Raw genomic sequence first — 1239 nt, 5'->3', positions numbered from 1 at the left:
GAACTAAACCTGTTCATACAATTTCAAAAGATATTAGGCATATGATTATAGATCTATATAAAACTAAATATCACGAAGCAAACTTTACCCATTATGCTGAGCTTCTCGATACTCATGAGGGCATTTCTGTCTCTCCTAGTACCGTAAACACAATTCTTATGGCTGAACACATCCTATCTCCTAAAGCCAGTCGTGTTACAAAAAAGAGGGTAAAAAAAGAACTGTTAGAGCACCTCAAAACTTCGTCTCTATCAATTCATAAAAAAGATTATATTGAAAAAAGTATTATAGCAATTGAAGATGCTCATCCAAGAAGGTCTCGTTGTGCTTATTTCGGCGAAATGCTTCAGATGGATGCGTCACTACATTTATGGTTTGGAGACACAAAATCTCAACTACACATAGCTATTGATGATTCAAGCGGAGCTATTCTTGGTGCCTACTTTGATCACCAAGAAACTTTAAAAGGATACTATAATATATTTCATCAGATTCTTTTAGAATATGGTATTCCATATATGTTTTTTACAGATCGTAGAACTGTATTTGAGTATAAACAAAAAAAAGCTCCAACCACAGAGGAGGATACCTTCACACAATTTGGCTACGCCTGTAAACAGTTAGGTGTTGAAATTAGAACTAGTAGTGTTCCTCAAGCTAAAGGTCGTGTAGAGCGTCTTTTTCAAACATTACAATCACGCCTGCCCCTAGAACTTAGGATAGCAGGCGTAACAACCATAGAGCAAGCAAATGTATTTTTAAACCACTACGTAAAAAAATTCAATGCTAAGTTCGCTCTTGGTATTAATAATACCAAATCTGTATTTGAAACACAACCTACGGTTGAAAAAATTAATTTAACTCTTGCTGTTTTAGCAGACCGAAAGGTCGATTGTGGGCATTGCGTACGCTTTGAATCCAAATACTATAAACCGATTGATACTGATAGCAATCCCACTTATTTTAGAAAAGGTACATCCGCTTTGGTTATTAAAGCTTTTGATGGTGAATATTACGTTAGTATAGAAAACAAAATATATGGTTTGGAAGTAATACCAGACCACAAAACTACTTCAAAAAACTTTGATTTTCCAAAAGATAATCCATTAAAACGTAAAAGTTACGTACCACCTATGAGTCATCCTTGGAAACATGCATCATTTCAAGCATACTTGGACAAGCAAACTCATAGATCAAACAAAACTGGTTAATATTTAATCAGCTTAAATACATTGATAA

1 protein-coding gene is annotated in these 1239 nt (G+C 34.4%); it reads left to right on the top strand.

Going from position 1 to position 1239, the window contains the following annotated elements; translation table 11 throughout:
• Positions 1 to 1211, top strand: a 1211-nt coding sequence (locus KPL37_RS19455; protein WP_216151713.1) for an ISNCY family transposase, incomplete at its 5' end; no start/stop codon positions are given.
• Positions 1212 to 1239 lie beyond the last annotated feature (28 nt).

Source organism: Clostridium frigoris (assembly GCF_018861865.1).
GTDB classification, from domain to species: Bacteria; Bacillota; Clostridia; order Clostridiales; family Clostridiaceae; genus Clostridium_AD; species Clostridium_AD frigoris.
The sequence above is the reverse complement of the archived record's forward strand: the minus strand, read 5'-3'. Positions and strand labels throughout refer to the sequence as shown.